Genomic DNA, 23,958 nt, shown 5'->3' on the forward strand with positions numbered 1-23,958 from the left:
CCCTGACACGCGAGCCTTGCGTGCCAGGGCCCATTACCCATCGCTGCATCTCAATGCCATGCACCGACAACGCGGCGGCCGCGAAAAGGTTCCCGGCCGATGGCTGCTCAACTCGCGGCCGCTGCGATTTTGTCCCCTGGGCTCACATCGCCGTGGGTTCTGTCGTCGCTTCTGACCTCCGGCGCAAGCCCTGCAAAGCGCCGCAGGGCTTGCGCCATCTGGACGCGGCCCTGGACGCCTGTGATCACCACGTCCACCATCACAAAGGACGAGTGGAAATGGCCGTGCGCCTTGAGCTGCTCGACCGGGACGCCGGCGGCGGCCATCGCCTCGGCATAGGCGATGCCCTCGTCCCGGAGCGGATCGAACTCGCAGGTGACGATGAAGGCCGGCGGCAGGTCTGAAACCTTGCCGCGCAGCGGCGAGACGCGCGGATCGGTGCGATCATCAGGTGAGCAGTACAGGTCCCAGAACCAGTACATCAGCGACCGCGTCAGGAAGTAGCCGGTCGCATTGTCGTTGTAGGAGGGCCGGTCGAAGCTGCTGTCCGTCACCGGACACACCAGCAGCTGACCCGCAATCTGCGGCCCGCCGCGGTCGCGCGCGAGCTGGCAGGTGACGGCGGCGATGTTGCCGCCGGCGCTCCAGCCGGCGACCAGCACCGGGCTCTGTATGCCGCCGAGCTCGGCCAGATGCTCCGAGATCCAGCGCGTCGCGGCATAGCCGTCCTCGGCCGCGGCCGGGAAGCGATGCTCCGGGGCGTGGCGATAGCCGACGCTGACGAACATCATGCCGGTCCGCCGCACCATGTCGCGGCAGAACGGCTCATCCGACTGCTGATCGCCGAGCACCCAGCCGCCGCCGTGGAAATAGACCACGACCTGATGCGGGCCCGGCGTTGCCGGCTTGTAGACGCGATAGGGCAGCGGGCCGTCGGCACCGGGGAGCGTGCCGTCGACGATGTCGCCGATCGGCCGTCCCGCAGGCCGACCCTTGTTGAATTCGTTGACGAAGGCGCGCGCGCCGGCCGCCCCCATCGATTCGATCGGCGGCAGGTTCAGCGAGGCGAGCAGGTTCAGCACCAGCCGCACGTCCGGCTGCAGCCGCACCACCTCGCCGTCATTGCACTGTGCTGCGACGTTGGGGCCGGTCAGCCTGAAGCCGAGCATGCCGCGGCTGACGACTTCGTCGCAGATGCTGCGATAGGGACCGACGCCGCCGGTATAGGGCATCAGGCCCTGCACCTTGCCGGGCACGTTGGCGCCCGTGTACCAGGTGTTGGCGAGCCGGTGCAGCGTCAGCATCGAGCAGTCGGCCATATGCCTGTTCCAGCCGGCCTGCGCCGTCTCGGTCGGCTCGATCGTGGTGAAGCCGGCCTCGTGCAGCGCTTTGAGCCGATCCACGACCCAGTCGACATGCTGCTCGATCGAAACAGCCATGTTCGACAGCACCGACGGGCTGCCGGGCCCGGTGATCATGAAGAAGTTCGGGAAGCCCGCGACCGTGAGCCCCAGATAGCTCTGCGGCCCCTGCGCCCAGACATCGGTCAGCGACTTGCCGTCGCGTCCGGTGATCGGATGCACGGCGCGGATCGCGCCGGTCATGGCGTCGAAGCCGGTCGCGAACACGATGACATCCACGTCGACGCTGCGCTTGGCCGTCGTGATGCCGCCTGCGGTGATCGCCTTGATCGGCTCCTGGCGCAGATTGACCAGCGTGACGTTGGGCCGGTTGTAGGTCGCGTAATAATTGGTCTCGAGGCAGGGGCGTTTGGCGCCAAACGGATGATCGTCCGGCATCAGCGCCGCCGCCGTCTCGGGATCCCTGACGGCGGCGCGGATCTTTTCGCGGATCAGGTCCTGGACGATCTTGTTGCCGTCGACATCGACCGCCTGGTCGGCCCAGAGCTGCGTCAGGATGTGGACGAGGTCGCCGGCGGCCCAGGCACGCTCGAACCGCTCGCGACGCTCGGCATCGCTGAGCTGCCAGCTGACGACGGTCTGCTGCGGATAGGGCACCCCGGACATCGACTGGCGTGCCTGTGCGCGATAGGCCGCGCGGTCGCTCTGGAACAGGTCCCTGCGATCTGCCGGCGAGGGGCCGTTATGGGCGGGCAGCGCGAAATTCGGCGTGCGCTGGAATACGGTCAGATGTGCGGCCTGCTCGGCGATCACCGGGATCGATTGAATGCCGGACGAGCCGGTGCCGATCACGGCGACGCGCTTTCCCGCGAGGTTGACGCCGTCATGCGGCCAGCGTCCGGTGAAATAGACCTCGCCCCTGAAATCCTTGACGCCGTCGATCTCCGGCGGTTTCGGCGCGGAGAGACAGCCTGTCGCCATGATGTAGAAGCGGCAGGAGACCGCGGCGCCGTTGTTCGTGGTGAGTTGCCAGCGCTCGGCCTTCTCGTCCCATTTGGCTGCGGTGACCTTGGTCCCGAAGCGAATGTCGCGCCTGAGATCGTAGCGATCGGCGACGAAGCCGAGATAGCGCAGGATCTCGGGCTGGGTCGCGTATTTCTCCGACCAGGTCCATGCCTTGTCGAGTTCCGGGTCGAACGTGTAGCCGTAGTCGATGGTCTGGATATCGCAGCGCGCGCCGGGATAACGGTTCCAATACCAGGTGCCGCCGACATCGCCGGCTTCCTCGAGCCCGACGGCCGACAGGCCGGCCTTGCGCAGGCGATGGAGCAGATAGAGGCCGGCAAATCCGGCGCCGACCACGGCAACATCGACTTGCTGGACGGTTCCATCAGCCCCTTCGGACGGACGTGCGGCGACCATTGCTTCCGGCATGGTTATTCCTCCCGTGTCTTTTGTTTGCCCGCAGGCTAGTCCGGCAGGCTCGGCTTGTCATCAGAACAAGTGCAATCTTCGGTAGTCCCATTTGCGGCATCATGGCGGCGCGAACGTTGCCTCGATGCACGCATGCGATGCACGATGGCCGTGATTGCCCGGGCTAATCATGGACGATCCGCCTGTGTATGCTTGCGGCTACTAGCCACGCGTAGCAGCCGGGCGTCATGACAGATTTGAGTGAGCGAACCAAAGCCAACATGGACGTCGTCCTGGAGCAGACGTGCCGGCAATTGCCGCATGGCGGCAATCACGACAGTCGCAGGTTCATCGCCGAGCGCCTGATCCAGGCTGCACAATCCGGCCATTCCACCCTTGGCGAACTCGGCATCATCGCGCGGCGCGCACTCGCGGAGATCATCGCCAAGGGCGGTTAGGGCGTGGACTCAGCCTGTCATCGATTTCAGCGGCGGTCCAGCGTCGCTCGCGCGGCTTAGCTCCTCCACTATGGCGGGGAGCCTCTGTTTGAAGCTGTCGAAACTCGGGAAGATGCTCTCCTCGGACAAGAGGTCCGGAATAATGTGCATCGCCTCGAGCTGGTCGATCTGGTCTCGAGCAAGCCCGACGACAAACACCTTCAATCCAGCGGCTTCCAGGTCGACCAGCACGTCCCCGAGTGCATAGATTCCGGATTGGTCCATGTAGGTTACGCGCTCCATGCGCAGCACCAGCATCTTGCCGTCCGTCGCCCGCTCGGCAATGCGCCGAAACGCATAGACAAAACCAAAGAACAACGGCCCGTTGACGTGCTTGATCAGCAGCCGTTGCTTCAGGCCGTCCGGAATCTCGACTTCATCCTGCCACAGCTCGTCCTCGATCAGCGTCAGGGTCGTGCCCTGTTCCATTGCGCGCGCAATCTTGGTCATGAAGATCAGCGAAGCGAGCACGGCGCCGGTGCCGATCGCGGTGATCAGATCGGTGAATACCGTCAGCACAACCACGATCAGCATGATCCAGGTGTCGCCGCGCGGGGCGCGGAACAGATGACCGAGGCTGCGATAATCGATGATGCCTAGCCCGGCACTGACCAGAATTCCCGACAGGACGGCATGAGGAATGTACCGCACCACGCTCGACAGACCGAGGAGAACGGCCAGCAGAAAAAGACCATGAATCACGCCCGAGGAGCGATGCCGTCCGCCGGCGCGAACATTGATGGCGGTTCGCATGAAGGCACCGGCGCCTGGAATGCCGCCAAACAGCGCCGCCCCTATGTTGCCGGCGCCTTGCCCGATGAGCTCTCGATTGCTGTCGTGATGCGTCCTCGTCATGTTGTCGGCGGCGAGCGACGTTGTCAGAGCGTCGATCGCGCCCAGGAATGCCAATTAAAAGGCGGTGACAACAGCAAATTTGAGATCGGCTAAGTTGAGCTGGGGCAGGACGAAGTCCGGCAGCCCCTTGGGAATATCTCCGATCGTCGGTGCAGAAAGGCCGAAAGCCACCGCCAGGCTCGTCAGCAAGATCAATGCGACGAGAGACGGTGGCACTGCCGAGAAAAACCTCGGAAGAACGAATGATATCGCAATGGTCGCCGCCGCGAGCAGAAATGCATCGAGACGAGCACCTTGCGTGAGAGCGCCCAGGGATTTCAGGATTTCGGCCGGACTGGACGACGGCGACTGCAGACCCGCGATCGGGAAGATCTGCTGAATGATGATGATGATCCCGATGCCGGTCATCAGGCCGGAGATCGCCGGGTAGGGGAGGAAGCGAATGTAATTGCCGAGCCTTGCGACCCCGAACAGCACCTGCAACGCACCTGCGAGGCAGAACACGCCGACAATCGGCCCAAGCTGCATCTGCCCATTCGATGGCGTGTTTGCCGCGACAATGCTCGCTGCAATGAGCGTCATGGGGGCCGTCGGGCCGGAGATCTGGACGGGCGTGCCGCCCACCACCGCGGCAACGATGCCCAGGATAATTCCGCCGTATAATCCGGCGGCGGGCCCCAAGCCCGAGGCAACGCCGAACGCGAGGCAAAGCGGCAGGGCGACGATGCCGGCAGTGAGGCCGCCGAAAATATCGCCACGCGTGACCGCGAACGCTGACAACATCCCCCCTTTCCAACTCCCCGGACAGAGCCGGCGAGTTCACTCTGGCAGCGGCGTGGGCTCAATCAGGCATCCGGAACGTAGGGCAGCGCGGACTTGTGGGCGCAAAGCCGGAGCTTACCGTCCCGACAGAGGCGAAACACGAATGTCTTGTCGACCATGATCTCGTTGCCCTGATAGTCGACTGCATAGACATTGCCCATCGTGATGGCGATCGTTCCGTGGATCTGAATGCCATTTTCGGCAGCGTTGTTGTCGTACCAGGCGCGTGCCCAGGGCTTTAAGGCAAAACCCTTGTCGTTGGGAAAGTCGGGATCGCCGCCGATGAAGTATGACAGCGCGCCCTTCGCCGTGTTGCGAAAGGTGTGCTTGCCGTGTGCCAATGTCGGTTTGAAGAACACCACACCGTCCCGATAGTCGTAAAGGCCTTCGACCAACGCTGTGGCCGTCGCCCGAACATCTCCCGATGCTCTGTGGACTCTTCCGATCTCGACCAGGCCATCGCACCATGCCTGTTGAGCCGCATTGACGTCAGCCTCCGTGATAGCCATGGATCTCTCCACTGGGGGGCGGTCGATGGGATTGCGCGCGTCATGCTCTCGCGTCCGCCGGACTTTTTCAAGTTTGGATTGCGCCCGATGGGGCGGAAGCCGGCGGGCGCTGGTCACCACGCCCAAGCTGGTTGATGATCCCGCCAAGGTGGCATGCAGCGGACCAGTCGCCCTTGGCAGGCGACTTCCTTTGGGGAAGAATGCAACCTGCCGAAGTTAACTCCCCGCACGGAGCCGGCCATGCTTCGATCGCCCCTGCGATTCCTGATTTGCGCGGCGCTCATGCCAGGCTTGCCGGGCTGCGGTCAGAAAGAGCCGCAGGCCTCCGACCAGCCGGTCCGCGGCCTTCGCGCCTATAAGGTCTCCGCGGCGGCCGAAAGCCGGGTTCGCCGCTTTCCCACCGTCCTGCAGCCAGCAGACGTGAGCAGCCTCTCATTCGAAATCGCGGGCCAATTGAAAGCTCTGACCCTCGCCGTCGGCCAGAAAGTGCAGTTGGGCGAGGTGCTTGCGGAAATCGATCCGCGCTCGCTGCAGACGCAGGTTGAACAGGCCAGCGCCGGCGTGCAACAGGCGCAGGCGCAGGCCGACAATGCGGAGGCGGATTTCCAGCGCAAGGACGAACTGCTCAAGAAAGGCGTCACGACGCAGGCGATCTACGATCAATCCAAGGCCGCCCTGTTGACCTCCAAAGCACAACTCGACCAGGCCAAGCGCCAACTTGAGCTGGCAGACCACAATCTCGATCGAAGCAAGCTCGTGGCGCCGTTCTCAGGCACGGTGGCGCGCGTCGACGTCAAGTCGTTCGCACAGGTCACAGCCGGACAGCCGATCCTGACGCTGTACAGCGACGACCGGTTCGAGATGTCCTTTCTGGCGCCATCGCCGACGTTCCAGAGCCTGAAAGTCGGCCAGCCGGTCTCGGTCAAGGTCGCCGATATGCCCGACGTTTCGCTCAAGGGCGAGATCGAGGAACTTGGTTCGAAAGCGGAGCAGGTCTCGGCATTTCCGGTCGTCGTTCATCTCGATAACAACGCCCCCGGATTGAACGCGGGCATGTCGGTCGAAGTCACTCTCGAAGAGCCGGTCGCCGGTGGATCAAGTGGATTCCTGCTGCCGCTCAGCGTTCTTGCGCCCGAGGGCGGAAAGGAGCTGCAGGGCAAGGCGACCATCTTCCTCTATGACGGCCAGAGTTCGACCGTCAAAAGGCACGATATCACAGTAGGTGGAGTTCGCGACAATCGCCTGATCGTGACCGGGGGTCTTGGCGCGGGCGACATCGTCGCGTCCGCAGGCGTTTCCTATCTGGCTGACGGACAAAAAGTGAAGCTTCTCCCCGTGCAGGAGTAGGCACCGTGAATCTCCTCACGCTATTTGGCCTTGCGCGGTCGCGATTCACCATCGCGGTCATGATCTGCCTTCTGCTTGCCGGCGTTGTTCTCTATCCGAATTTCCCAAAGCGCGAGGACCCCGTCATCGTCATCCGCACCGCCGTGGTGTCGGCGCTGTTTCCGGGCATGGCGCCGGACCGGTTGGAAAACCTCGTTGCAATCCCGATCGAGCGCAAAATCCGCGAGCTTGCCGAGGTCAAGGACATCAGGACGCTCGCAACCGAAGGAGCCCTCACGATTTACGTGGACCTGAAGGATGAGGTTGGCAACGTCAACGCGGCCTGGCAGCGTCTCCGCGACAAGATGGGCGACGTCAAGGTCGAATTGCCGGAGGGCGTTATTGGTCCTTTCGTCAACAGCGACTTTGGCGATGTTTCGATTGCCACGATCGCCATCACCGGCGAGGGCTTCTCCCAGCGCGAAATGAAGGATGTCGCGGAGGAGTTTCGCAAGAAGCTGTATTTGCTCTCCGGAATCTCAAAGATCGACCTGTTGGGCGTTCAGGACGAACGGGTCTGGCTTGAGCTTGACACGCGCAAGCTTGCCGCGGTCGGGGTTCAGGTGAATGCCCTGATCAAGGACCTTCAGGGCCAGAACGTCGTTCTGCCATCCGGCGCCATCAATGCGGATGGTACGCGCCTGCTGCTTGAGACGTCGGGCGACTTTCCGAATGTGCGCGCCATAGAGACAATGCTGACGAAGGTCGGAGCGGGCGACAATCTGGTGCGGCTCGCTGACCTCGTGACCGTTCACCGCGGCTATGCGTCCCCCAAAATCAAGCCGGTTTACTTTGATGAACGGCCCGCCGTCGTCCTGAGTGTGGTCATGCAGCCCGATCAGGACGTCACCCAGCTCGGCCGGAGACTGCGCGCAGCCGCACACGACTACGAGCAGCAGCTTCCGATCGGCTACGCGATCGATTTTGCGACCTATCAGGCCGAGCAGGTCCGTGCATCCGTCAACTCGGCGCTTTCGAACGTGGGGCAGACCTTCATCGTCGTTGCCGCGCTGGTGGTTTTGTTTCTGGGCCTGCGCGCCGGGATCATCGCGGCGATGATCGTCCCGTTCGCCGTGATGTTCTCGCTCATCGGTATGCGCGTCTTCGGGATCGCGCTCGAGCAGGTCTCGATCGCCGCCATCATCATCGCGCTTGGGCTTCTGGTCGACAATGGCGTGGTCATGGTCGAGGACATCGTCAGCCGGATTGATCGGGGAGTGCCGGCTCAAGCCGCGGGTCTCGCGGCCGGCGAGCGGTATGCCCTTCCACTGCTATATCGTCGATCACGACGATTGCGGCCTTTCTGCCGCTGTTCCTGCTGCCGGGATCATCCGGCGAATATGCGTTCTCGCTGGCCGCGGTCGTCGCCTTGACACTGGCCGGTTCCTGGATTTCCGCGCTCTACATCCTGCCTGCGCTCACGGCTTGGTTCATCGGCCGCGGGCACGCTCCCCGCAAAGGGGAAACTTCGCCGTCCCGTCTGCAGCGCCTCTATGGTTCGGCATTGCAGATCGCGCTCCGCAATGCGCCTATCGTGTTGATCGGATGCGTTGCCTTGGTCGCGCTGTCGTTGACGCAGTTCGGCCGTCTGCCGAAGCAGATGTTTCCGCTGAGCGAGCGCAATCAGTTCCTCATCTATATGAACATGCCCGATGGAACGGACATTTCGCAAACCGAAGCGCGTGCGCTGGACATTTCGAAATGGCTTGGCGACAAGGCGCAGAATCCCGAGATCGCAAGCCATATCCTCTACGTCGGAGACGGCGGCCCCAGATTCTATCTGACGCTCACGCCGATCGCGCCTGATCCCGCGTCAGCCTTCTTCCTGATCAACACGGGCGATTATCGGAGCGCCGTCAAAGCAGCGGATCGCGCCTGGAGCCATCTTTATGCCAACCATCCGGAGGCGCGTTTCAAGATCAAGCGGCTGGCGATGGGCTCGGTGGAATCTGGCATTGTCGAAGTAGAGATTTCGGGACCCGACGGCGACCGGCTGCTGGCGCTCAGCCGGAACGTGAGATCGCTGTTTCAAGCCGCTCCCGGGATTCGCGACAACGAAGACGATTGGGGCAACAAGCTGATCAAGGTGGTGATCGATATCGACCAGCATCGCGCGCGCCAGCTCGGAATTACCTCGGAGGAAATCACCCAGCTCCTCAATACCTATTTCAGCGGAGCCGCGGTGTCGATCTATCGCGAAGGCGATAACCTCATTCCGATCGTGCTCCGGGCCACCGCTCATACCTCCGAGAGTCTGGAAGGTCTTACCAGCGCAACCTTTGCGAAAAACGGGACCCTCATTCCACTTGCGCAGATCGCGAGGCTGAAACCCGGCTTCGACGTGGCGCGGATCCGCCGCAAGAATCAGGAACGGACGATTACGGTGACGGCGCGGAGCGCGTCATTGACGGCCGGGCAACTGCTGGACTCCATTCGCCCCGCCCTGCAGTCGCTCGACCTCAGCGGCGGATATCACATCGATATCGCCGGCGAGATCCAGAAGAGCGCTGAAACCAACCAGAAGCTCGTTGCGGGATTTCCCGCAGCCCTCGGCGTGATGATTCTTGCGATCATCCTGCAATTCAACTCTTTCCGCCGCACGCTACTGACGTTCATCACCATACCGCTGATCCTGATCGGCATCCCCTTCGGCCTGCTGGCCGCCGGACAGCCGCTCTCGTTCTTCGGCACGCTCGGCATCATCAGCCTTTCCGGCATCATCATCAACAACGCGATCGTGCTCATCGATCAGATCGACATCGAGCGCGAGAAGCTGGATTTGCGCACTGCCATTGTCGCGGCGTCGGAGAAGCGCCTGCGTCCGATCCTGCTGACCTCGGCGACCACGGTCCTGGGTTTGGCGCCAATGGCGATCGCGGGCGGCGCTTTGTGGCAGCCGATGGCGGTGCTCATGATGTCCGGGCTTGCCGTCGCGTCGTTGTTCACGTTGTTTTTCGTGCCAGCGGGGTATTTTCTGCTGTTCCGGCTCGACGAGAAGGCCATGGCCAGGAAGCAGCCGTGACCCCGCTCGGTGCCGGCCGTCCTTGTCGAAGGTGTGGCCGGTCTGGCAGACCCTTGCCGCCGAAATTTACGAGTATGCGCTCTGGCTGACGCTTCGACGCTTGCCTGACCGCGCCCTGCGGACGTAACCTGCCGGGACCATTTCCGCGCATCGAGATCCCCTGAAGATGCGATCCCTGCTTGCGCTCATTGCAGCTCTTGGATTGCTCTGCGCCGGTCCCGCCGTCGCCCAGCCGGTCGGCCAGTATCCATTTGCGCTGACGCGCGCAGGCCAGATGCTCGGCGCGGTCGAAGGCGAAGTGGCCTCCTTCAAGGGGCTCGCCTATGCGGCGCCACCGGTCGGCAGCCTGCGCTGGCGTCCACCGCAGGACCTGCCCGAGAGTTCGGAGATGAGCACGGCCTACGACTATGGCGCGCCCTGTCTGCAGCCGTCGCTGCCGGCCGCGCGCGAGGATTGCCTCACGCTCAACGTATTCAGGCCCTTCGGCGTCGACGGGCCGCTGCCGGTGATGGTGTTCATCCATGGCGGCGGTTTTGTCAGCGGTACCGCCAACGATCCGCTGTTCGAAGGTGCAAGATTCGCCCAGGCCGGCCTCATCGTCGTCACCGTGAATTATCGGCTCGGCGCGCTCGGCTGGCTCGAGCATCCCGCGCTGACGGAGAGCGGCTCCGGCAATTTCGGCTTGATGGATCAGATCGCAGCGCTGCGCTGGGTGCACGACAACATCGCGGCCTTTGGCGGCGATGCGAACAACGTCACGCTGTTTGGCAACGGCGCGGGCGCGACGTCGATCGCGCTCTTGATGCTGTGCGCGCAATCCCGCGATCTCTTCCAGAAAGCGATCCTGCAATCGGTGCCCGGCCGCGCGCGCCTGCCATCGTCACAGGAGGCCGAGGCTGCCGGGCGCCAATTCGTCGCCGCGCTCGGGAAGCTGGCGGATTTGCGCGCCGTCGAACCGGCGCGGCTGCTGGCCGCCGAGAGAAAACTGCTGGAGAAATCGCCGCGCAGATTTGCGCCGGCGATGGACGGAAACCTGGTGACCGAAGATATCGCCGCGGGATTTGCGGCAGGACACGAGAGCCGCATTCCCCTCATCATCGGTTCGAACGATGACGAGACCCGTTTCGACAGCGAGCTGGAAGTCAAGGAGGCGTTGTCATCCTCCATCGCGAGCCTCGATGAGTTGCGCAGGCTCTATCCTGACGCCAGGACTCCTTCTGAAATTGCCGCCAGCTTCTACACCGACAAGGTCTTCTCCGAGCCGGTGCGAATGCTCGCCCGGCTTCATGCCGCAACCGGCGCGCCCACCTTCCGCTATCGCTTCACCTACGTGCCGGAAGCCCGCCGCGCCAATCCCGACGAAGGCCATGGGCGCGAGTTGCAGTTCATCTTCGGCGTCGAGGGCGTGCCAGGCGCGGGCATCTTCTCGCGACGGGATCGCGAGGTCGCAAGCCGCATGCGATCTTACTGGATCAACTTCGCGAAGAAGGGCGATCCCAACGGGCCCGAGCTGCCGCGTTGGGATGCGGCCGCCGACCGCGACCATCTGCTGCTGATCGCAAACGATCGCATTGCGAGCGGCGACGACCCCTCATCGGAGCGTCTGGACCCGCTTGCGCGCGAAAGCGAGAAGTGAGTTGATGCTAGGCCGCGAGCTCGACGCGCGGCGCCGGCGTGAGGCGGTCCTCTTCGAGATAGTCCATCGTGCCGTCCTTCTCGACGGCATAGAACTGCTGGCCTTCCTTGGACCGGTAGGCGGCGCGAACGACGCCGCGGCGGCCCTTGTCAGAGTTGACGACGTCCCCCAGCGCAAACTTCTTCATCGTAACGTCTCGCATGTCTTCTGGCCGATTCCTGCGGCCACATCAGGATTGTGAGCGGCAAATCGTTAACGGCTTGCTAACCATGCCGGTTTGCCTATGCTCGCGCGCGGAGGTCTCATCCGCGTAAGATGTCCTTGAGGCGAGCCTGAAAACATGACGCGATTTCCGACCCTGTTTCTGTCGCATGGCGGCGGCCCCTGGCCTTTCATGGAGGACCGGCGGGTGCAATATGCCAAGACTGCTGCGGAGTTCGGCCGGCTGCCGCAGCTGCTTCCTGAAAGACCGAAGGCGGTGCTGGTCATCACCGGCCATTGGGAGGCCGACGCCTTCACCGTGTCGACCTCGGCACATCCGCCGATGGTGTATGACTACTATGGTTTCCCCGAGCATACCTACCACATCACATATCCGGCGCCGGGCCGGCCCGAGCTCGCAGCAGAGGTGAAGGCGCTGCTTGCGCGCGCCGGTTTCGATTGCCGGGAAGATCCCAAGCAGGGCTTTGATCACGGCACCTTCGTGCCGCTCGGGTTGATGTATCCAAATGCCGACATGCCGATCGTGCTGCTGTCGCTGAAGTCGAGCTATGATGCGGCCGAGCACATCAAGGTCGGGCAGGCGATCACCTCGCTGCGCGACGAGGGCATCCTGATCGTCGGCAGCGGGCTCACCTATCACAACATGCGAGGCTTTGGCCGCGCCGAGTCCAAACCGGTGTCGTATGACTTCGAGGCCTATTTGAACGAGGCGATCAGCAATCCGGACGCGGCGCGCCGCAACGCCATGCTGGTCGACTGGGAGAATGCGCCGAGCGCGCGTCTGGCGCATCCGCGCGAGGATCATCTCTTGCCGCTGATGGTCGCGGCCGGTGCTGCCGGCAGCGACGTCGGCAAGCGGGTTTTCGTCGACGAGGTCGCCAACGTCGCGATGGCGTCGTATGTGTTCGGATAAATAAGTAGGGCGGATTAGCGAAGCGTAATCCGCCGTTGAGCCGCGGCAAAGGTGGCGGATTACGCCAGCGGACTGCGCTACGCGTAGCCGCGGGCTAATCCGCCCTACGCATTGCGCGACGCCACCAGGCCCCGATACAGCGCCGCATACTCGCCGGCGCGGTTGCGCCAGGACACGTCGGTGGCAAGGCCGCTCAATTGCAGCCGGCGCCAGCTTGCCTTGTCGTGGAAGGCGGCGTTGGCTTTCCGTAAGCTGCCGGTGAGGGCGTCGGCCGTCACCGGAGCGAACTTGAAGCCTGTGGCGTCGCGGCCGGTCTCGCTGATGTCGACGATGGTGTCCTCCAGACCGCCGACACGGGAGACGATCGGGACCGCGCCATAGCGCAGCGCGCAGAGCTGGGTCAGGCCGCACGGCTCGAACCGCGAGGGCACGAGCAGCGCGTCGGAGCCGGCCTGGATCAGGTGGGCGAGGATCTCGTCATAGCCGATCATCACGCCGATCCGGCCGGGATTGGCGCGCGCTGCGGCCTGATAGCGATCCTGCAGATCGCGGTCGCCGCTGCCGAGCAGCGCAAGCTGCATGCCCTGCTCAAGGATCGTCGGGATCGCCTCGAGCAGCAGGTCCAGGCCCTTCTGCCAGGACAGCCGGCTGATGACGCCGAGCAGCGGCGCCTCGTCGGAAGAATCGAGATTGAACTGTTGCTGCAGCACCGCCTTGTTCGCGGCCCGGAACGTGAGATCCTCCGCACCGAAGCGATAGGCGATATGCGGATCGGTTTGCGGATTCCACACGGCGACGTCGATGCCGTTGAGGATGCCGCTGAGCACGCCGGCGCGCTCGCGCAGCAGGCCGCCCAGTCCCATGCCGCCTTCGTCGCTCTGGATCTCGCGTGCGTAGGTCGGCGACACCGTGGTGATGCGATCGGCCAGTTGCAGCCCGGCTTTCAGGAAGCTGATGCCGCCGAAATATTCCAGGCCATGGACGTCGAACGAGGCGTTCCAGGGCAGGCCGATCGCACCGGCCAGCGCGCGGTCGAACTTGCCCTGATAGGCCATGTTGTGAATCGTCATCACGGTGCCGGGCCGCGCCCCGCCATCGTAGTGCAGATAGGCCGGCGCCAGCCCGGCCTGCCAGTCATGGGCATGGACCACATCAGGGACGAAGCTTGCGACGAGACCGCGGCCGATATCGGCCGCGACGCGCGCCAGTGCCGCGAAGCGCACACCATTGTCCGGCCAGTCGACACCCTCGGCGGTGACGTAGGGGTTGCCGGGCCGCGCATAGAGATGCGGCACGTCGAGCACGAACAGGTCTAGGCCGTCGTGCGAACCGGCAAGCAGGCGTCCCGGCCCGCCGAAATAATCCGGCCAAAGCCGGATCTCATCCGCGCCCGCGAGCCGCCGCATCACCTCGGGATAGCCCGGCATCAAGGTGCGCATCTCGACGCCATGCGCTTTCAGCGCAAGCGGCAGTGCGCCGGCGACATCGGCGAGGCCGCCGGTCTTGACGATGGGATAGACTTCGGAAGCAACCGCCAGGACGCGAACAGGCGTCATGTATTGAGCCTGTCGATCATCGGCTGGGTGATCAGCGAGATGCCCTGCTCGGTGGTGCGGAAGCGCTTGGCGTCGAACTCGGGATCCTCGCCGACCACGAGGCCTTCGGGGATCTCGACGCCGCGGTCAATCACGACATTTTTCAAACGCGCGCCGCGCCCGACATGGACGTAAGGCATGATCACGGCGTTCTCGACATTGGCATAGGAGTTGATGCGCACGCCGGTGAACAGCAGCGAGCGACGCAGCGAGGCGCCGGAAATGATGCAGCCGCCCGAGACCAGCGAGCTCACCGCCTGGCCGCGCCGGCTCTCCTCGTCATGGACGAACTTGGCGGGCGGCGTGATCTCCGCATAGGACCAGATCGGCCAGGCACGGTCGAACAGATCGAGCTCCGGCACCACGTCGGTCAAGTCGATATTGGCGGCCCAATAGGCATCTACCGTGCCGGCATCGCGCCAATAGGAGCGGGGGTCGCTGCCCGAGCGAACGCAGGAGGTCGAGAACTGATGCGCGATGGCACGGCCGTTCTTGACGACATAGGGGATGATATCCTTGCCGAAATCGTGACTGGAGCTGGTATCCTCGGCGTCGCGCTTGAGCTGGTCGAACAGGAATTTCGTGTCGAAGACGTAGATGCCCATGCTGGCGAGCGAGACGTCGGGCTTGCCCGGCATCGGCGGGGGATCCTTGGGCTTTTCCAGGAACTGCTGGATCCAGCCGTTCTCGTCGACATGCATGATGCCGAAGCCGGAGGATTCTGCGCGCGGCATTTCGAGGCAGCCGACCGTGACGTCGGCGCCGCTGTCGACGTGCTGACGCAGCATCACCTCGTAGTCCATCTTGTAGATGTGGTCGCCGGCCAGCACCACGATAAAGCGGGCATTGTGCGACTCGATGATGTCGATGTTCTGGTAGATGGCATCCGCCGTGCCGACATACCACATGCTCTCCGAGACGCGCTGGCTCGCGGGCAGGATGTCGAAGCTTTCGTTGCGTTCGGGACGGAAGAAGTTCCAGCCCATCTGGAGATGCCGGATCAGGCTATGCGCCTTGTATTGGGTGGCGACGGCGATGCGGCGGATGCCGGAGTTCACCGCGTTCGACAGCGCGAAATCGATGATGCGGGATTTGCCGCCGAAATAGACCGCGGGCTTGGCGCGCCGGTCGGTCAATTCCAGCAGCCGGCTGCCGCGGCCGCCCGCCAGGACAAATGCCAAAGCCTGGCGGGCAAGCGGCTCATTTCCGGCAGCACTCATGTCTTCCTCCCACTCATCTGGCGCTGGCCAAATTCTGGCGTAAACCGAAGGCTTCGCGAAGTACCTTGCGGCCGCGCATCATTGGAACCGATAGTAACGGTACGAATAGGTAATCGTGAAGATGCTTGTTGGTTGCGAACGCATGGGAAGCTTAACGCTTTGGCCGCGGCGGCAGCCCTGCGGCGCCGTCGCCCGGCGGTCATAAATCAGGCATGCCGAGCCGTCTTGTGCGCTGCACGCAAATTCGAGGCTTTGACTTCGCGCAAGGATGCAAGATCATGGCATGCGATGCTGTTTCAAACGAAACGTCAGACAGGGAGTAAGACGATGAGTATCTGGAAGATGGCAATCGCCTGCTCGTTGACAGCAGGCGTCATGGCCGGCCAAATCGGGCAGGCATCAGCGGCGCCGATGCCGACCAATGTCGCGACCATGAAGGCCGCGGCCGGCGATGATGTCACCCAGGTTCATTGGCGTGGTGGCGGCTGGGGCTGGGGCCTCGGCGGCTTCGCGGCAGGTGCGATCATCGGCAGCGCCATCGCCGGCGCGCCCTACGGCTATTATGGCGGGGGATACGGCTATCCGGCTTACGGCTATGGCTATGCGCCGGCCTATTATGGCTACGGCTACGGGCCGGCCTATCCTCGCTACTACCGCCCCTACCGTCCGTATTACGGCTATCGCTACGGCTACTATCGGCCGTACTACCGTCACTACTACCGCCGCTATTGGTGAGCGCTAGAGCGACAGCCACACGATCAGGCTCATGCAGGCAAAATGCGCGAGCACGATCGCGGCGAGATGAAGCGGGCCGGCCTTGAGGCGAAGCCTGCTCATCTCGCCGCCTCCGCGTTAGTTCGACCCCGCCGCCGCGGCGGTGAAGCTGCGGTCGACGGCTTTGCCGACGTCGAGCGTCTTGGGCAGGATGCCGTAGCGCGTCGCGCGGTCGGAGGCTTGCTGCACCTCCTTGATCACGACCTCGTCGATCGGAATCGGGCTGGTGCGCTGCGCGGTGTAGGCCGATAGCAGGACGTCCTCGGGCAGTTTCGTCAGCCCGGCCGTGCTCTTGGCGTATTCGGCAATATGATCCAGCGACCACAGCCGGGCCTTGTTCAGCCGCTGCAGGAGGTCCTGCACCGCTGCGCGCTTGGTGGCGATGGCGTTGTCCGAGGCGACGATGAAGGTGATGGTCGGCGTCACGCCGTCGCCGTCGGCGATGACGCGAGCCTTGTCCTTCAAGGTCGCGAACGACACGTAGGGCTCCCACACCGCCCAGGCATCGATCGAGCCGGCGACGAGTGCGACCTTGGCATCGACAGGGCCGAGCGGCGCAAAGGTCGCGTCCTCCAGCTTGATCTGCGCCTTCTCCAAGGTCGCGTCGATCAGGAACTGGCCCCAGCCGCCGCGCGTGCCGGCGAGACGTTTGCCCTTGAGATCGGCGGCCGACTTGATCGGCGAATCCTCGCGCACCAGGATCGCCTGCGTCTTCGCATCCGACCTGGTGCCGCCGATCGCCTTGATCGGCGCGCCGGCCGCGTAGACCGACAGGAAGGAGAGATCGCCGGTATAGCCGACGTCGAGCGCGCCGGCGTTGAGCGCTTCCAGGATTGGAGCTGCCGCGGGGAATTCCGACCATTCGATCCTGTAAGGCAGGTCCTTCGCATAGCCGGAGATCTCCAGCAGCGAGCGGTTGCCGCCTTTCTGGTCGCCGACGCGCAGCACGACATTGTCGGCCGCGAACGATGCGGCCGCCGTCGACAGGGTGACGGCCGCGGCGAACAGCGAGGCGGCCAGGCGGCGCGTGATGGGATGGTCCGAAGAGTTGAGGCTCATGTGATCTGTCTTGTTGCTTGTTTGTTACTTTGGCTCACGACGTGAGAGCGAACGATGCAGCGAGGCGATCAAGTCTATGATCGCGCGGTCTTCAGTCAATGAAATGGCCAACCGTATTGCGCGCGCATCGAGCAAGGACGTTTCAACGAATGAGTGCTTTCGAGAAAAGCGGCGCGTTGACCTCCGGACTGCGTGACAGGGACGCCTCTCGCAGAGTCGTGAAGGTGCGCGCGAGTTGATGAATCTGCGAAAAATCCTTTCATCGTTGCAGCGCGCGCCAATGGAGAGAATGACTTCGCGGCACGCTACATTCGAAATTCCATTTCATTGACGATGCGGCACCCGCGCCGCATGATTTGCGCATCGCATCAACGCGGTGCCGGAAGCGCTCGCGAGAAAATATTCTCTCAACGCAGCTCCGTACGGAACATGCGCAACGCGATGCGTTGCGCCGACGGCGGAGTCATGCCAACTCAGGAGCGGGGCTGATGGGCAACGACGACAAGCGCGCTGGACCGGGGCTCGACCGGCGCCATCTGCTTCAAGCGGGGCTGGCGGCGGCTTTCGCCGCGCCGCTCGGCGCGTTGGGCGCGCAGGCCTTCGTGCCGCCGGCGCCGGCATCTGGCATCGATTTCTCGGAATTCCCGCTTTGCCGGACGGCTTCCGATGCGCCAGCGCTATCAGGCGCGCCGCGCAAGCTGAAACTGTCGTGGAATGCCGGCGCGGTCTGCCTTGCACCGCTGCCGGTCGCGATCGAGCACGGCTTCTTCCAGAAGCAGAATCTCGACGTCGAGCTCGTCAATTATTCTGGCTCGACCGACCAGCTGCTCGAGGCGATCGCCACCGGCAAGAGCGATGCCGGCCTCGGCATGGCGCTGCGTTGGCTGAAGCCGCTGGAGCAGGGCTTTGACGTCAAGATCGCGGCCGGCACCCATGGCGGCTGCATGCGCGTGCTGAGCCGCGCCGATTCCGGCGTGGCTAAGCTCGCCGATCTCAAGGGCAAAAGCGTCGCGGTCGGTGATCTCGCCGGCCCCGACAAGAACTTCTTTTCCATTCAGCTTGCCAAGCTCGGTATCGACCCGAACAAGGACGTCGACTGGCGTGCCTATCCCGGCAATCTGCTCGATGTCGCGGTCCAGAAGGGCGAAGTGCAGGCCTTCCTGTCCTCCGATCCGCTCGCCTATCTCTGGCTGAAGGATACGCAGTACAGGGAAGTTGCCTCCAATCTCGACGGTGACTATCGCGACAAGAGCTGCTGCATCGTCGGCCTGCGCGGCAGCCTGGTGCGCGAGGAGCCGCAGGTCGCGCGTGCGATCACGCAGGCGCTGCTCGATGCCGCGATGTTCACCTCGCAAAATCCGGCCGTGGCGGCGAAGTCGTTCCAGCCCTATGCGCCGAAGGCCGCAACGCTGGCCGATATCGAGGGCATGGTGCACTACCACACGCATCACCATCACCCCACCGGCGAGGTGCTGAAGCGCGAGTTGAAGGCCTATGCCGACGATCTCAAGAGCGTGCAGGTCTTCAAGCAAAGCACCGATACGACCAAATTCGCGGAGCGCATCTATGTCGACGTATTCTCTGTCTGACGGGCTAGCCTCGGGCGCGCCGCGACTTTCGCGCGCGCCCTGGCTTGCCGCCTGGTTGAGGGAGTCCGGTGCCGGTGTTGCCGCCAGCGCCGCCTGGATTGCCTTCGGTCTGTCCTGCCTGTGGTGGGAGGACGTCGGCGACTGGTCGCGCACGCATTCGCTCGGCATTGCGGCGTTCATCATCGCGGCGGTCGCCCTGTTCGGGACGGTCGGTGCCGACTATCTGGGTTCAGCGGGTCGCGGCTTGCGCCAGCGCGCGCCCTGGCTCGTCGCGTTCGGGGTATTCCTCACGGTGTGGGAGGTCGCCACCGCAAAATTCGGTTGGCTGCCGCTGCCGTTCTTCCCGCCGCCGCAGGCGATCATCGAGGTCTATACCGACGATCTGCCGAAGCTGCTCGACAGTGTGTTCGCATCGGTCAAGCTCCAGCTCGGCGGCTACGTCATCGGCGCCGTGGTCGGCTTCCTGACCGGCGTCTCGATCGGCTGGTCGCGCGCGGTCGGCTATTGGGTGCATCCCGTGCTGCGCATCATCGGCCCGCTGCCGGCGACCGCCTGGCTGCCGATCGCCTTCTTCACCTTTCCCTCGAGCTGGAGCGCCTCGACCTTCCTGATTGCGCTGGCGACCGGCTTTCCGGTCACGGTGCTGACCTGGTCGGGCGTGGCGAGCGTCAGCGCGGCCTATTACGATGTTGCGCGCACCCTCGGGGCAAAGCCGTCCTTCCTGGTGCTGAAGGTCGCGATCCCCGCCGCCTTGCCGCACGTCTTCGTCGGCCTGTTCATGGGGCTCGGAGCGTCCTTTGCCGTGCTTGTCGTTGCCGAGATGATCGGCGTCAAGGCGGGGCTCGGCTGGTACCTGCAATGGGCGCAGGGCTGGGCGGCTTATGCCAATATGTATGCGGCGCTGATCGTGATGTCGCTGCTCTGCTCCGGCGCGATCACGCTGCTGTTTGCGGTCCGCGATCGCCTGCTGGTCTGGCAGAAGGAGACCGTGAAATGGTAGCTGCTCTCGCCGAAGCGATCACGCATCCGTCCGCCGGCGCCGCTCTCGACATCGAGCAGGTCAGCCACGCCTTCGATATCGACGGCGCCGAGCTGCCTGTGCTGAGCGACGTCAGCATCGCCGTCGAGCCCGGCGAATTCGTCGCGCTGCTCGGCCCCTCCGGCTGCGGCAAGTCGACCTTGCTGCGGCTGGTCGCGGGCCTCGACAAGCCCAAAGCGGGAAGCCTGCGCGAGGACGAGAGCCGCATCAGGGCGCCGCATCCGTCACGCGTCGTCGTGTTCCAGGATCCGACCCTGTTTCCCTGGCGCTCGGTCTGGGACAACGTCGCCCTGGGCCTCGAGGCCCAGGGTATTCTCAAGAGCCAGCGCCAGCGCGTCGACGACGCGCTCGATCTGGTCGGGCTTGCATCCTTCCGCAATGCCTATCCGCACCAGCTCTCCGGCGGCATGGCGCAGCGCGTGGCGCTGGCGCGTGCGCTGGTCAACGATCCCAAGATCCTGATTTTGGATGAGCCGCTCGGCAAGCTCGACTCGCTGACCCGCATCACCATGCAGGCCGAGCTGATGTCGCTGTGGCAGCGCAAGGGATTTACGACGCTGCTCGTCACGCATGACGCCGAGGAGGCGCTGGTGCTCGCGGGCCGCGTCATCGTCTTCAGCGAGCGCCCCGCGCGCGTGAAGGCCGACATCCGTGTGAACCGGCCCTATCCGCGCCATCGCGGCGATCCGTATCTCGCCGATCTGCGCCGCCAGATCCTCGGCCTGCTGGGATTGGATGCCACATGGTGACATCTGTCGCTCAGGGACGGGTGGCCCGTAGCGAACCCGACTATATCGCGCGCGCGGAGGTGCTGGCGCCAGCCTTTGCCGCACGCGCGGCCGAGCATGACCGCGCCGGCAGCTTTCCCTTCGAGAATTTTCGCGCGCTCTCCGAGGCCGGCCTGCTCTCGCTGACGGTGCCGGCCGCCTTTGGCGGGGCGGGCGCGGGCGCAAGATACACCGCGCGCGTCCTCGGCATCATCGGCAAGGCCTGCCCGTCGACGGCACTGGTGCTGTCGATGCACTACATCAACCATCTGGTGATGGCACGGAGCCCGAGCTGGCCGTTGAAACTCTCGCGCAAGCTCGCAATTGAGACCGTCGAAGGCGTCGCGCTGATCAACGCCCTGCGGGTCGAGCCCGAGCTCGGCTCGCCGGCGCGTGGCGGATTGCCGGCGACGATCGCGCGCCGCACCGAAACCGGCTGGCGCCTCTCTGGCCACAAGATCTATTCGACGGGCTCGCCGATCCTGAAATGGTATCTGGTCTGGGCCCGCACGGACGAAGCCGAGCCGCGGGTCGGCCAGTTCCTGGTGCCGGCGGGCCTGCCGGGCACAAGCATCGTCGAGACCTGGGACCACCACGGCCTGCGGGCCAGCGGCAGCCATGACGTCATCTTCGACGACGTCGTGATTCCGCTCGATGCGGAGATCGATGTCCGCAAGCCGGCGGACTGGCGCGCGCCCGATATCGCGCAGGCGACCGTGCATACCGTCTTCGTCGCCGCGATCTATGACGGCATCGCCCGCGCCGCGCGCGATTGGTTCGTCCAGTTCCTGAAACAGCGCGTCCCCGCCAGCCTCGGCGCGCCGCTCGCGACCCTGGCCCGCGCGCAGGAGATCCTCGGAGCGATCGAGGCGAGGCTCGCAGTCAATGCACGGCTGCTCGACACGTTTGCCCGCGATTTCGACGATGGGGTCCAGCTCTCCGCCGGCGAATCCAACGTCATCAAGCTGACAGTGACCAACAACGCGGTTGCCGTGGTCGAGGACGCCTTGTCGCTGACCGGCAATCACGGCCTGTCCCGCAGCAATCCGCTGGAGCGGCATTATCGCGACGTCCTGTGCGGGCGCGTGCATACGCCGCAGGACGACGCCACGCGCACCGGCCTCGGCCGCGCCGCGCTCGGACTTTAGAAAATCAACAAGGAGACCATCATGTCGGTCGAGTTCATCGGCTTTGTCGCCAACAGCAACGCTTCCGAGACCATCGTGCGCCAGGGTCCGATCCTCGACCCGCACTATATCGAGACGGTGGCGAAGGCGCACGAGCTCGCCGGCTTCGACCGCGCGCTGCTGGCGTTCCACTCGACCACGCCGGATTCGCTCCAAGTCGCCCAGCACGTGCTGGCCATCACCAAGAACCTCAAAGTGATGATCGCGCAGCGGCCTGGCTTCACCGCGCCGACATTGCTGGCGCGTCAGCTCGCCACGCTCGACCAGCTGTATGGCGGCCGCGTCTCGCTGCACGTCATCACCGGCGGCAACGCCATCGAGCTGCGTCAGGACGGCAATACGCTCGACGACAAGGACGAGCGCTACGCCCGCACCAGCGAATTCCTCGACGTTGTCAGGCTGGAATGGACCAGCGAGAAGCCGTTCAACTACAGCGGCAAGTACTACACCGTCGAGAACGGCTTTTCGCAGGTGAAGCCGCTGCAGAAGGGCGGCATCTACACCTTCGTCGGCGGCGGATCGGACGCTGCGATAGAGGTCTCGGGCAAGCATGCCGACACTTTTGCGCTGTGGGGCGAATCCTATGCGCAGGTGCGCGACGTCACCGCGCGGGTCCGCGCGGCGGCCGCGAAGCATGGGCGGCCGAGCCCGCGCTTCAGCCTGTCGGTGCGGCCGATCCTCGCCGACACCGAGGAAAAGGCCTGGAAGAAGGCCGAAGGGATCCTCGAGCGTGCCACAGCGCTGCAGGACCAGACCGGCTATCGCCGGCCCAATCACGCCACCGACGGCGCCAAGCGTCTCCTTGCGCTGGCCGATCAGGGCGCGCGCATCGACAAGCGGCTGTGGACCGAAATTGCAAAACTCACCGGCGCCAACAGCAACTCGACCGCGCTGGTCGGCACGCCGGAGCAGGTCGCCGAGGTCTTCGCCGACTATTACGACCTCGGCGTCAGCCATTTCCTGATCCGCGGCTTCGATCCGCTGCCCGATGCCATCGACTACGGCCGTGAGCTGATCCCGCTGACGCGCAAGCTGATCGCCGAACGCGACCAGCAGCGGGGGATTGCGGCGGAATGATCCGGCTCATTGTTGCTGTGGCGCTCGCGCTTGCGGGCGCTGATCTCGCGGTCGCGCAAACGACGCTGCGCGTCGGTGACCAGAAGGGCAACGCGCGGGCAGTGATGGAAGCCGCAGGCCTGCTCAACGACGTGCCTTACAAGATCGAGTGGAAGGAGTTTCCGGCCGCGGCGCCGCTGCTGGAAGCGCTGAGCGCCGGCGCGATCGAGACCGGGCTCGTCGGCGATGCGCCCTTCACCTTTGCCGCCGCCTCCGGTGCGCCGGTGAAGGCGATTGCGGCGATCCGGCAGACCCGCGAGGGGCTTGCGATCCTCGTGCCCGAGAACTCACCGATCAGGACCTTCGCCGATCTCCGCGGAAAGAAGATTGCGACCGGCCGCGGCTCGATCGGGCATCAGCTGATCCTCGCCGCGCTCGAAAAGAACGGCTGGAGTGCTGGCGACGTGCAGATCGCGTTCCTGGCGCCGTCCGATGCCAAGATCGCCTACACGCAGGGGTCGGTCGATGCGTGGTCGACTTGGGAGCCTTACGTCAGCCAGGAGGAGGTGCTGTTCAAATCGCGCCGTATCATCACCTCGGAAGGCCTGACGCCGGGCCTCAGCTTCCAGGTGGCGCGGCCGGACGCGATCCGCGACAAGCGGGCCGAACTGGCCGACTTCGTCCGCCGCCTCACCGCGGCGCGGGCGTGGTCGCTGAACAACATCGACAGCTATGCCGCGACCTGGGGCAGGTTGATGAACATCCCGACCGCCGTGCCGCAGAACTGGCTCTCGCGCGCAAAAATCCGGATCGCGCCGATCGATGACGGCGTGGTTGCGGACGAGCAGAGCACGATCGATCTCTATTTCCGCTGGGGCCTGATCAAGCAGAAGCTCGATGCCGCCGAGATCGTCGATCGCTCCTTTGCGGACGCGATCGCGAAGGCCGGGCTGTAACTGCCGGATGAGGGGAGTCTCTTCGCATGTCCGGTTTCGTAGGGTGGGCAAAGGCGCACTTGCGCCGTGCCCACCACCTC

Annotated in this window: 20 protein-coding genes and 1 pseudogene; 13 read left to right on the forward strand and 8 right to left on the reverse strand. The window is 64.3% G+C overall.

What is annotated here, in order from left to right; all coding sequences use genetic code 11:
- Positions 1-107 precede the first annotated feature (107 nt).
- The gene (locus tag XH80_RS35640; protein ID WP_271602642.1) at positions 108-2,795 is read right to left on the reverse strand and encodes a flavin-containing monooxygenase; all 2,688 of its coding nucleotides are present in this window, start codon (positions 2,793-2,795) and stop codon (positions 108-110) included.
- A gap of 227 nt (positions 2,796-3,022) precedes the next feature.
- Between XH80_RS35640 and XH80_RS35645 the strand changes: the two genes are divergently transcribed.
- A complete protein-coding gene (locus tag XH80_RS35645; protein ID WP_057750566.1) occupies positions 3,023-3,232 on the forward strand; it encodes a hypothetical protein in 210 nt (69 codons plus the stop codon).
- Positions 3,233-3,241: 9 nt separating this feature from the next.
- On the opposite strand, the gene XH80_RS35650 is transcribed toward XH80_RS35645, so the two are convergent.
- From XH80_RS35650 to XH80_RS35660, 3 genes and pseudogenes are all read right to left on the reverse strand, one after another.
- Complete coding sequence (locus XH80_RS35650) at positions 3,242-3,805, reverse strand: STAS domain-containing protein (protein ID WP_333968911.1); 564 nt, start codon at positions 3,803-3,805, stop codon at positions 3,242-3,244.
- 3 nt (positions 3,806-3,808) lie between these two features.
- Positions 3,809-4,909 (reverse strand): annotated as a pseudogene (locus tag XH80_RS35655) (SulP family inorganic anion transporter); the annotation flags it as partial.
- A 62-nt stretch (positions 4,910-4,971) separates the two neighbouring features.
- On the reverse strand, positions 4,972-5,457 hold the full coding sequence (locus XH80_RS35660; protein WP_057750557.1) for a hypothetical protein: 486 nt from the start codon (positions 5,455-5,457) through the stop codon (positions 4,972-4,974).
- 240 nt (positions 5,458-5,697) lie between these two features.
- Here XH80_RS35660 and XH80_RS35665 point away from each other — a divergent pair, with 240 nt between their 5' ends.
- From XH80_RS35665 to XH80_RS35680, 4 genes are all read left to right on the forward strand, one after another.
- On the forward strand, positions 5,698-6,804 hold the full coding sequence (locus XH80_RS35665; RefSeq protein WP_162268390.1) for an efflux RND transporter periplasmic adaptor subunit: 1,107 nt from the start codon (positions 5,698-5,700) through the stop codon (positions 6,802-6,804).
- Positions 6,805-6,809: 5 nt separating this feature from the next.
- A complete protein-coding gene (locus tag XH80_RS35670; RefSeq protein ID WP_271602643.1) occupies positions 6,810-8,216 on the forward strand; it encodes an efflux RND transporter permease subunit in 1,407 nt (468 codons plus the stop codon).
- Positions 8,162-9,865 (forward strand): efflux RND transporter permease subunit, encoded by a 1,704-nt coding sequence (locus tag XH80_RS35675; protein WP_271602793.1) that lies wholly within the window; start codon positions 8,162-8,164, stop codon positions 9,863-9,865. Before XH80_RS35670 ends, XH80_RS35675 begins: the two co-directional genes overlap by 55 nt.
- A gap of 166 nt (positions 9,866-10,031) precedes the next feature.
- Positions 10,032-11,501, forward strand: a complete 1,470-nt coding sequence (locus tag XH80_RS35680; protein ID WP_271602644.1) for a carboxylesterase/lipase family protein — start codon at positions 10,032-10,034, stop codon at positions 11,499-11,501.
- 7 nt (positions 11,502-11,508) lie between these two features.
- Here the strand turns inward: XH80_RS35680 and XH80_RS35685 are convergent, their stop codons facing one another.
- The gene (locus XH80_RS35685) at positions 11,509-11,688 is read right to left on the reverse strand and encodes a hypothetical protein (protein ID WP_128950411.1); all 180 of its coding nucleotides are present in this window, start codon (positions 11,686-11,688) and stop codon (positions 11,509-11,511) included.
- Between the two features lie 153 nt (positions 11,689-11,841).
- On the opposite strand from XH80_RS35685, the gene XH80_RS35690 reads away from it, so the two are divergent.
- Entirely contained in the window at positions 11,842-12,636 is a 795-nt protein-coding gene (locus XH80_RS35690; protein WP_271602645.1) for a DODA-type extradiol aromatic ring-opening family dioxygenase, read from the forward strand.
- Between the two features lie 104 nt (positions 12,637-12,740).
- On the opposite strand, the gene glgA is transcribed toward XH80_RS35690, so the two are convergent.
- Together glgA and glgC are read right to left on the reverse strand one after the other, a co-directional pair.
- Complete coding sequence (glgA, locus tag XH80_RS35695) at positions 12,741-14,192, reverse strand: glycogen synthase GlgA (RefSeq protein WP_271602646.1); 1,452 nt, start codon at positions 14,190-14,192, stop codon at positions 12,741-12,743.
- Positions 14,189-15,451 (reverse strand): glucose-1-phosphate adenylyltransferase, encoded by a 1,263-nt coding sequence (glgC, locus tag XH80_RS35700; protein ID WP_057750542.1) that lies wholly within the window; start codon positions 15,449-15,451, stop codon positions 14,189-14,191. Before glgC ends, glgA begins: the two co-directional genes overlap by 4 nt.
- Before the next feature lie 327 nt (positions 15,452-15,778).
- Between glgC and XH80_RS35705 the strand changes: the two genes are divergently transcribed.
- Positions 15,779-16,186 carry a hypothetical protein gene (locus XH80_RS35705; protein ID WP_271602647.1) on the forward strand — a complete coding sequence of 136 codons (408 nt, stop codon included), beginning with the start codon at positions 15,779-15,781 and terminating at the stop codon, positions 16,184-16,186.
- Between the two features lie 117 nt (positions 16,187-16,303).
- On the opposite strand, the gene XH80_RS35710 is transcribed toward XH80_RS35705, so the two are convergent.
- Positions 16,304-17,284 carry an ABC transporter substrate-binding protein gene (locus XH80_RS35710; RefSeq protein ID WP_271602648.1) on the reverse strand — a complete coding sequence of 327 codons (981 nt, stop codon included), beginning with the start codon at positions 17,282-17,284 and terminating at the stop codon, positions 16,304-16,306.
- Between the two features lie 488 nt (positions 17,285-17,772).
- Here XH80_RS35710 and XH80_RS35715 point away from each other — a divergent pair, with 488 nt between their 5' ends.
- Genes XH80_RS35715 through XH80_RS35740 form a run of 6 tightly spaced genes read left to right on the forward strand, consistent with a single transcriptional unit; the run spans position 17,773 to position 23,878 of the window.
- Entirely contained in the window at positions 17,773-18,873 is a 1,101-nt protein-coding gene (locus XH80_RS35715) for an ABC transporter substrate-binding protein (RefSeq protein WP_271602649.1), read from the forward strand.
- Complete coding sequence (locus tag XH80_RS35720) at positions 18,851-19,873, forward strand: ABC transporter permease (protein ID WP_271602650.1); 1,023 nt, start codon at positions 18,851-18,853, stop codon at positions 19,871-19,873. Before XH80_RS35715 ends, XH80_RS35720 begins: the two co-directional genes overlap by 23 nt.
- Positions 19,867-20,661: an ABC transporter ATP-binding protein gene (locus XH80_RS35725; RefSeq protein WP_271602651.1), complete on the forward strand. Its 795-nt coding sequence runs from the start codon at positions 19,867-19,869 to the stop codon at positions 20,659-20,661. The genes XH80_RS35720 and XH80_RS35725 overlap by 7 nt, the downstream gene beginning before the upstream one ends.
- Positions 20,655-21,827 (forward strand): acyl-CoA dehydrogenase family protein, encoded by a 1,173-nt coding sequence (locus tag XH80_RS35730; protein WP_271602652.1) that lies wholly within the window; start codon positions 20,655-20,657, stop codon positions 21,825-21,827. The genes XH80_RS35725 and XH80_RS35730 overlap by 7 nt, the downstream gene beginning before the upstream one ends.
- A 21-nt stretch (positions 21,828-21,848) precedes the next feature.
- Positions 21,849-22,943 carry an LLM class flavin-dependent oxidoreductase gene (locus XH80_RS35735; RefSeq protein WP_271602653.1) on the forward strand — a complete coding sequence of 365 codons (1,095 nt, stop codon included), beginning with the start codon at positions 21,849-21,851 and terminating at the stop codon, positions 22,941-22,943.
- Positions 22,940-23,878 carry an ABC transporter substrate-binding protein gene (locus XH80_RS35740; RefSeq protein ID WP_271602654.1) on the forward strand — a complete coding sequence of 313 codons (939 nt, stop codon included), beginning with the start codon at positions 22,940-22,942 and terminating at the stop codon, positions 23,876-23,878. The genes XH80_RS35735 and XH80_RS35740 overlap by 4 nt, the downstream gene beginning before the upstream one ends.
- The last annotated feature ends 80 nt before the right edge of the window (positions 23,879-23,958 follow it).

It is taken from the genome of Bradyrhizobium sp. CCBAU 45384 (assembly GCF_028128665.1).
Taxonomy (GTDB): domain Bacteria; phylum Pseudomonadota; class Alphaproteobacteria; order Rhizobiales; family Xanthobacteraceae; genus Bradyrhizobium; species Bradyrhizobium manausense.

What these genes read in the sequence shown, in the direction of transcription:
- XH80_RS35680 (WP_271602644.1), top strand. Translation starts at nt 10,032, where the DNA reads ATGCGATCCCTGCTTGCGCTCATTGCAGCTCTTGGATTGCTCTGCGCC.
- XH80_RS35730 (WP_271602652.1), top strand. Translation starts at nt 20,655, where the DNA reads ATGGTGACATCTGTCGCTCAGGGACGGGTGGCCCGTAGCGAACCCGAC.
- XH80_RS35715 (WP_271602649.1), top strand. Translation starts at nt 17,773, where the DNA reads ATGGGCAACGACGACAAGCGCGCTGGACCGGGGCTCGACCGGCGCCAT.
- XH80_RS35720 (WP_271602650.1), top strand. Translation starts at nt 18,851, where the DNA reads ATGTCGACGTATTCTCTGTCTGACGGGCTAGCCTCGGGCGCGCCGCGA.
- XH80_RS35685 (WP_128950411.1), bottom strand. Translation starts at nt 11,688, where the DNA reads ATGAAGAAGTTTGCGCTGGGGGACGTCGTCAACTCTGACAAGGGCCGC.
- XH80_RS35640 (WP_271602642.1), bottom strand. Translation starts at nt 2,795, where the DNA reads ATGCCGGAAGCAATGGTCGCCGCACGTCCGTCCGAAGGGGCTGATGGA.
- XH80_RS35645 (WP_057750566.1), top strand. Translation starts at nt 3,023, where the DNA reads ATGACAGATTTGAGTGAGCGAACCAAAGCCAACATGGACGTCGTCCTG.
- XH80_RS35705 (WP_271602647.1), top strand. Translation starts at nt 15,779, where the DNA reads ATGAGTATCTGGAAGATGGCAATCGCCTGCTCGTTGACAGCAGGCGTC.
- XH80_RS35665 (WP_162268390.1), top strand. Translation starts at nt 5,698, where the DNA reads ATGCTTCGATCGCCCCTGCGATTCCTGATTTGCGCGGCGCTCATGCCA.
- XH80_RS35725 (WP_271602651.1), top strand. Translation starts at nt 19,867, where the DNA reads ATGGTAGCTGCTCTCGCCGAAGCGATCACGCATCCGTCCGCCGGCGCC.
- XH80_RS35690 (WP_271602645.1), top strand. Translation starts at nt 11,842, where the DNA reads ATGACGCGATTTCCGACCCTGTTTCTGTCGCATGGCGGCGGCCCCTGG.
- XH80_RS35650 (WP_333968911.1), bottom strand. Translation starts at nt 3,805, where the DNA reads ATGCTGATCGTGGTTGTGCTGACGGTATTCACCGATCTGATCACCGCG.
- glgC (WP_057750542.1), bottom strand. Translation starts at nt 15,451, where the DNA reads ATGAGTGCTGCCGGAAATGAGCCGCTTGCCCGCCAGGCTTTGGCATTT.
- XH80_RS35740 (WP_271602654.1), top strand. Translation starts at nt 22,940, where the DNA reads ATGATCCGGCTCATTGTTGCTGTGGCGCTCGCGCTTGCGGGCGCTGAT.
- XH80_RS35710 (WP_271602648.1), bottom strand. Translation starts at nt 17,284, where the DNA reads ATGAGCCTCAACTCTTCGGACCATCCCATCACGCGCCGCCTGGCCGCC.
- XH80_RS35735 (WP_271602653.1), top strand. Translation starts at nt 21,849, where the DNA reads ATGTCGGTCGAGTTCATCGGCTTTGTCGCCAACAGCAACGCTTCCGAG.
- glgA (WP_271602646.1), bottom strand. Translation starts at nt 14,192, where the DNA reads ATGACGCCTGTTCGCGTCCTGGCGGTTGCTTCCGAAGTCTATCCCATC.
- XH80_RS35660 (WP_057750557.1), bottom strand. Translation starts at nt 5,457, where the DNA reads ATGGCTATCACGGAGGCTGACGTCAATGCGGCTCAACAGGCATGGTGC.